Below are 6,406 nucleotides of genomic sequence, written 5' to 3' on the forward strand. Positions count from 1 at the left end.
ATAGCGCAACCGGTCCGGCTCAAGCCGAGCGTTAGAGGCCGTTCGATGCGAAGGCCGCGTACGCGTCGCCCGCACCGGACGAGCTCTCGTTTTTGATCACCACATAGCGGCCATAGAAGAACGGCATGCCGAAATCCATGCCGCTATCGACCAGTCCGTACACGGCGATATCGTCGAACGCATAGACGCCGCTGGTGCTCAGCAGCGACACGACGTTGCCGACCTTGAACGAGCCGGTATACGAGCCGCTGGAATCGCTTGCGCCGCTGTTCGGCGTGAACGTCACGGACTCGGTCTGGACCGACGAGGGGCAATAGTAGTCGCTATTGGAACCCGTGCAGCGCGTCAGCGTACTGTCCTGGAAGTACAGGAAGTTCGTGCCCGAATCGATGAAGCTGCTCTGGTTGGCGGTGCCGCCATACGTCGCCTTGAATTCGAAGCTCGTGTCGAGCGGAATGCGATCGGCCGAGTCCAGCGTGTTGTTCGTCTGCGTGCCGACGCCGAAGTAAAGCGTACCGGTCGCGAGCGCCTGACCGCTATCCGACACGCTCGGCATCGAGAGGACAATGCCGTTGTTGTCGCTGCTCAGCATGCTGACCGGGTTCGTCACCTGCTGGCTCAGCGGCACGGCGCTCGACGTCGAGCAGCTCGAACCGGTTGCACACGCGTAGTACAGCGGATAGGCACTGGTGGCGCAGGTCGAGCCGCAATCGCGGATCTGCCCCTGCACGCCCAGAATGCCGTTCGCGCCCATCTCGGTGGTCGAACCCATGTCCGAGCCGGTGCCGGTGCACGCGGACGGCGCCGAACCGGCATCGGAATCGCCGATCACCTCGACCGGCACGCTCGAAGCGGTTTTGCTTCCCATCGTCACATCGGCGAGACGCAGCGAGCCCCACGTATAGCCGCTGACGAACTGGCCGCATTCGTCGATGTAATTACCCGACGACGCCAGTTGCTCGCGCGTCATGCCGGCGAGCGTCGTGGCGCTCAGCGACGAAGCCAGCACGCGCAGACCGGTCGATCCGGTATCCAGCAGGACGTGATCGATCGTGTCGCAAGTGGTGGTGCCGGGCGCGCAAACGGTCACCGTGACGAACGGTTGGTTCGGATAGGAGCCGAGGCTTTTCTGCACGATGACGGTCAGCGAGTTGCTGCTGCTCGACGAACTGGTGTTGTTCGACGAATTCGCAGAACCGGTCGTCGTCGATGTGCTGTCGCTCGACGAACCGCCGCCGCCGCACGCCGCCAGCGCGAGCAGCAGGGCGTACGCAGCGACCTGGGTGACCGGGCGGCGCGGCAACAACCGGAACGTGCGCGATACGTGGCCGGCGGAGAAGCGATGCGCGAGCAGCGCGAGACCGCAGGCGAGCACCGCGAGAGAAGACATTGTCGTCATGACTGGACAGTGGCGAGAAAAACGAGTGCGAAAGAAAGCGTAAGGGAGTGCAAGAGAGCCCATCGGCGCCGCGCGGCTTCGCATGAAGCCCGCGCGGAAGCGAGGCGGGCGTTACTGGATCACCGACGTGCTGACGCCGGTCGGCAGCAGCGACGGCAGCCAGGCCCGGCCGCGGAAGTGTCGTTGATGGCCTTGCACCTGCACGACGAAATCATCGGTGCTGATATTCACGCCACCGCTGCGCGTGCGGTCGGTCTGATTCTGCAGCGCGCTCACGTATTCGGAGAAGATCGTGCTGCCCATGAAGCTGCGCAGATCGGGCATGAAGGGACCGTCCCACGCCAGGGCGAACACGGTGCCGTCGACGTTCAGGTATTCGCGTTCGGTGATGCCGTTTGTGAGCGTCGATTCGCGCACGGTATAGGCGGTCGACGTGCTCGTTGCCGACGTGCTGCTCGTCGCCTTCAACGACACGGCGCTCGACGCCTGGGCGCTGGTCGCGGGCAGTGTCGGCGGCCCGCCGAGTTCGGCATGCGCACCGATGCAGCACGCGCTGCCCGCGACGAGTACGAGAGCATGGACAGCGGAGCGCGCCATGGCAGAGGCGCGGGCAGGAATGACGGCGGAGACATCCGCCACACGACGCAAGCTATTCACGAAGCAATCTCCTGCGTCTGTGCGAGGCAGCCGGCGGTGCCTGTCTGAAACGGCATTGCTTCGTCATTCGGGTATTGGCCGCGCAGAGAATCCGTGGCGTTTTCCATTCTTCGTTGTTCCTCTTGATCTGCAAGGTCGGTGTCGCGTGCAAGCTGATCCCACACGACGTGTCTGCAATGTTAACGGACATGCTGCGAGGAACTTGAGTCTTCGCGATGGCGTGCCGTGCGGTCGTTCATCGTGATGGGCGGTCTCGCAGATGTCGCTCTCGTGACACCTGGAAAGCCGCAAAAAAAGCTGATACCGTCGAATGCATGCCATCCCGGCAAGCGGGTTATGTCATCTGCATACTTGAGTGTCAGCCATGGATGAATTGCTTGAACGTCTTTCGCAAAAGGTGGCCGCCGCACAGAGCCTGGAAGGTTTGGTGCGCCCGTTGCTCGAAATGCTGGGGACAATGACCGGACTCGAATCGACGTATCTGACGTCGATCGATTTCAGCCGCGAAGTGCAGACCGTGCTTTATTCGCGCAATGAAGGACGCACGCAGGTGCTCGAAGGCTTGCAGGTCCAATGGTTCGACACTTTGTGCAAACGCAGTCTGGAAAGCGGGCAGCGTGTTGTCAGCAACGTCAAGGAAATCTGGGGCGATTCGCGCGCGGCCGCCGAGCTGGATATCCGGACTTATGCGAGTGCGCCGGTCTGCGCCGAAAGCGGCGCCGTGATCGGCACGCTATGCGGTATTAGCCGGGAAAGTCTGGAAATCAATTCGCGTGCGCGTAGCGCGTTGAATGTGTTTGCGAAACTGATTTCGGAACATATCGAGCGCGAGCGATTGATCGAACAATTGACGCTTGCTAACGAGCATCTCTCTCAGCGCGCGCTTACCGACGATGCGACGGCGTTGCCGAATCGGCGCGCATTGCAGGAAGCGCTTGGGCGTTTGCTGGCGAATTCGTCGACGGATGGTTCATATGTGGCGCTGTGCATCGTCGACCTGGAGGGCTTTTACGCGCTGAATGACCGGCATGGCTATGCAGTCGGCGAACAGCTTCTGCGCACCAGCGGCGAACGGATGCTGGCGGCGAGTTCAGACGACGGTCAGCTTGCGCATATTGGCGCCGGACGTTTTGCGTTTGCGGGCGCATTGCCGTCCGATTTTGCACAGGCTTCCGCACAAGCCGAGGCGATTGCGCAGCGCTTGTCCGAGGCGGCGGTCGGCGACTATATTTTGGCGAACGTGACAATGCATTATCAGAATGCATTGGCGGGCGGCGTCGCGGTTCGCTTCGTGACGGTCGCGCAGGCGCTCGATCAGGCCGATCAGTTGATGCTGCGGCTCAAGCGGAATCGCGGCGGGGAAAGGCAGGGCGCATCGGATGTGCAAGATGCGCCTGCCTTGCCTGCGCGACTTCGACAGGCAACGCAGGCGTAACGCGACCTTACATCAGAACTTATGGCGAATGCCGACGATCACCATCGACTGACTATCGGTGCCGCTGCGGCCGTATGAACCGATCGACGCCACTGCCGTCTGCAGCGTGCCGTCGGCTTTGCGTTGCGTGCCGCTTGCATGTTGATAGCCGGCAAGCGCATACACGTCGGTGCGCTTCGACAGGTTGTAGTCCGCGCCGAGACTGATTTCGTTGTAGGTCGCAGACGTATCGCCACCCGCCTTCACGAATTCATAGCCAACACCCGCGAGCAGCGCCGGCGTAAAGTGATAAGCGAGAAACGCTTTGCCGATGTTGTAGTGCTGCGTGCCCGAGAAATTGGAAGCCGCGTCGCTCTGATATTGCACGTTGCTGTACGACGCGCCGATCAGCAGCGAACCCAGCGCATATTGGGCCGCCGCCGACGCGACGCCCATTGCCTTCGCCGACTGATATCCCTGATTGATCGGGCTGACGAACAGCGAATCGCCGCTGCTGGTCCAGGACGTGCGCGTGGCACCCGACGACGGTTCGTTGGTCAACCGCATGTACATAGCCGCCAGATTCACCGGGCCATTCGCGTACGACACGCCGCCCGAATAGGTGTAGCCCTGACCTGTCTGGCCCGCGAGGCCGCTGAAACCGTAGACCAGTTCGACCTGCACGCCTCGCCAGTTCGGGCTGAGGTATTTGATCGAATTGTTGACGCGCATGTCGTTGTCGTTGTTGTCGAGATCGCCCGGCGTTGTAAACATCGTGCTGAAGTAATTGTCGCCGGTGATTGCCTGAATCATGTCGACAGACGCTTCGTATTGACGACCCGCCGTGAGCGTGCCCCAGTCCGCGCTGCTCAGGCCCACGTACGCGCGTCGGCCGAACAGACGCGATCCCTGACCGGCCGCGCCGGTATTCATGTTGAAGCCGCTCTCGAGCTGGAACACGGTTTTCAGACCGCCGCCGAGATCCTCCGAACCTTTCAGCCCCCAACGGCTGCCGCTCAGATTGCCGCTCGACATCGCCACGGCATTCTTGCTGCCGCTGGCGTGGTTGATGTACGCGATACCCGTATCGGCGACGCCATAGAGCGTCACGCTGTTCTGCGCATGAGCGAAACTTGCGCCAGCGAGAAGCGCGACGGAGAAACCAGCGCCAAACGTATTGCGGGTGGACTTATTCATTTGCGAGCTCCAGGTGGTAGCGTGTGGTTAAAAGTTCGTAGTCCGGATTGATCGGAAATCAGCGAGCGGAAAAGCGTTGCGGACGATCGGCATTTCCGCGCTGGGGCGGTTCAATTCAGGCGTTCAATTGGAGCACGCGAAAACCGGGGCTTTGTTCTGTATAAAATGCGCAGAAACGCGATAAATGTGATTTCGTGCCGCGATACGGCATAGGCTGCCGTTTTCGCCATAAAGGGGCGGCCTGCACAGTCGTGAATGGACTTGCGGACGACATGCACTTTCCCGGTGATCGTCGCGAACATGACAAAAGAAAAATCCCCAGCAGTTGGCCCGCTGGGGATCGTGATGCGTCGTCCTTGAAACTCAATAGCCGAAGTCGGCGGCGTAGACGTGTTCCAGTGCTTGTCCCGCCTGGTCGGCCAGAATCGCCTTGACGACCTGGCGCGCCTTGCTCTCGCGCGACACGGCCGAAGCGATGTGCGAACTCAGCCACAGTTTCGGGTGTTGCCACAGCGGATCGTTCGGCGTTAGCGGTTCGGGGTCGAACACGTCGAGAAACGCGCTGTGCAGATGTCCGCTATCGAGGCTGGCCACCACGGCCTGAATATCGACCTGAGGCGCACGGCCCACGTTGATCAACGATGCGCCACGCGGCAGCGCGGCCAGAAAGCGGCGGTCGATCAGATTGCGTGTGGCCGCCGTATCGGGCAGCAGATTGACGACGATATCTGCATTCGCCACGCACGCGTGCAGGCCGTCATCGCCGGCAAAGCTTTCGCACTGCGCAATCTGTTTGGGCGTGCGCGACCAGCCTCTGACGCGAAAGCCATTGGCCGCAAGGCGCAGCGCGCACGCGACGCCCAGATTGCCCAGACCGAGAATCGCCACGGTGGTCTCGCTTGCACGCCGACCGACGAGACTTTCGTCCCAGCGGCGCGCCGTTTGTGCGTCGCGCAGCGCGGGAAAGTCGCGCACGATGGCATAGGTGCACGCCGTGACGAAGTCGGCCATGCGCTCGCCGGTTTCGGGCGTCACCATCCGGACGATCGGCAGATGCGCGGGCACCGAAGGATCGCGCGTAATGTGGTCCACGCCCGCTGCGCTGCTCAGGATGACACGCAGCGCGGGAAATTGCGCGAGCCGTCCGGGCGTCGGCTCCCAAACCATCGCGTACTCGACCCTGGCGGGATCGAGCTCGGGATCGTCCCAACCGACGATTTCCAGTTCGGGCAACAGCGACCGGTAGAGCGATCGCCATTCCGGCATTGCTGCCGGGCCGCCCGATTTGACGACCATTAGCATGAGCAGGTCCTTTCGAAATGCGCCTGAGTTCGATCGTGAATCAGGCGTCAGCCTTTAATAACACGTTGCGCGGCGCAAGCGTAGTCTTAGCGGACTTTCGCCGATACCTTCGTCACCGCATTGCGCAGGATCGTCAGCGCTTCATTGACGATCGCATCGCTCACGGTCAGCGGCGCGAGCAGACGCAACGTATTGCGGTGCACGCCGCATTTGATCACCAGCAGACCGTCTTCACGGCATTGATCGATGACGGCCTGGGCGAAGTCGGCGTCGGGCTGGAACGGGTCGCTGTTGCGCACGAATTCGAGCGCGGCCATTGGGCCGAGACCCCGCACCGTGCCGATCGCCGCGTGGTCGCGCGCGATCTGTTCAAGACCGGCGTGAAGCTTCGCGCCGAGCGCGCGGCCCTTCGCCAGCAACTGTTCTTCTTCGAACAC

General features: G+C 61.8%; 7 protein-coding genes. 1 reads left to right on the plus strand and 6 read right to left on the minus strand.

Features of this window, described 5'->3' with window-relative positions; translation table 11 throughout:
- Positions 1 to 31 precede the first annotated feature (31 nt).
- From BMY06_RS36870 to BMY06_RS39835, 3 genes are all read right to left on the minus strand, one after another.
- Positions 32 to 1,390: a DUF3443 family protein gene (locus BMY06_RS36870; protein WP_161495576.1), complete on the minus strand. Its 1,359-nt coding sequence runs from the start codon at positions 1,388 to 1,390 to the stop codon at positions 32 to 34.
- A 120-nt stretch (positions 1,391 to 1,510) separates the two neighbouring features.
- A complete protein-coding gene (locus BMY06_RS36875; RefSeq protein WP_074987757.1) occupies positions 1,511 to 1,996 on the minus strand; it encodes a DUF2844 domain-containing protein in 486 nt (161 codons plus the stop codon).
- A 56-nt stretch (positions 1,997 to 2,052) separates the two neighbouring features.
- Positions 2,053 to 2,220, minus strand: coding sequence for a hypothetical protein (locus BMY06_RS39835; RefSeq protein ID WP_161495577.1), 168 nt, complete (start codon positions 2,218 to 2,220; stop codon positions 2,053 to 2,055).
- Positions 2,221 to 2,420: 200 nt separating this feature from the next.
- On the opposite strand from BMY06_RS39835, the gene BMY06_RS36880 reads away from it, so the two are divergent.
- Positions 2,421 to 3,491, plus strand: coding sequence for a sensor domain-containing diguanylate cyclase (locus tag BMY06_RS36880; RefSeq protein WP_074987758.1), 1,071 nt, complete (start codon positions 2,421 to 2,423; stop codon positions 3,489 to 3,491).
- Between the two features lie 12 nt (positions 3,492 to 3,503).
- Here the strand turns inward: BMY06_RS36880 and BMY06_RS36885 are convergent, their stop codons facing one another.
- The 3 genes from BMY06_RS36885 to BMY06_RS36895 form a co-directional block, all read right to left on the minus strand.
- The gene (locus BMY06_RS36885; RefSeq protein WP_074987759.1) at positions 3,504 to 4,667 is read right to left on the minus strand and encodes a porin; all 1,164 of its coding nucleotides are present in this window, start codon (positions 4,665 to 4,667) and stop codon (positions 3,504 to 3,506) included.
- Between the two features lie 363 nt (positions 4,668 to 5,030).
- Positions 5,031 to 5,969 carry a 2-hydroxyacid dehydrogenase gene (locus BMY06_RS36890; RefSeq protein WP_074987760.1) on the minus strand — a complete coding sequence of 313 codons (939 nt, stop codon included), beginning with the start codon at positions 5,967 to 5,969 and terminating at the stop codon, positions 5,031 to 5,033.
- 86 nt (positions 5,970 to 6,055) lie between these two features.
- Positions 6,056 to 6,406, minus strand: a 351-nt coding sequence (locus BMY06_RS36895) for an aminotransferase class III-fold pyridoxal phosphate-dependent enzyme (RefSeq protein WP_143064459.1), incomplete at its 5' end; no start/stop codon positions are given.

The organism is Paraburkholderia tropica, from assembly GCF_900109265.1.
In the GTDB taxonomy this organism is placed as follows: Bacteria; Pseudomonadota; Gammaproteobacteria; order Burkholderiales; family Burkholderiaceae; genus Paraburkholderia; species Paraburkholderia tropica.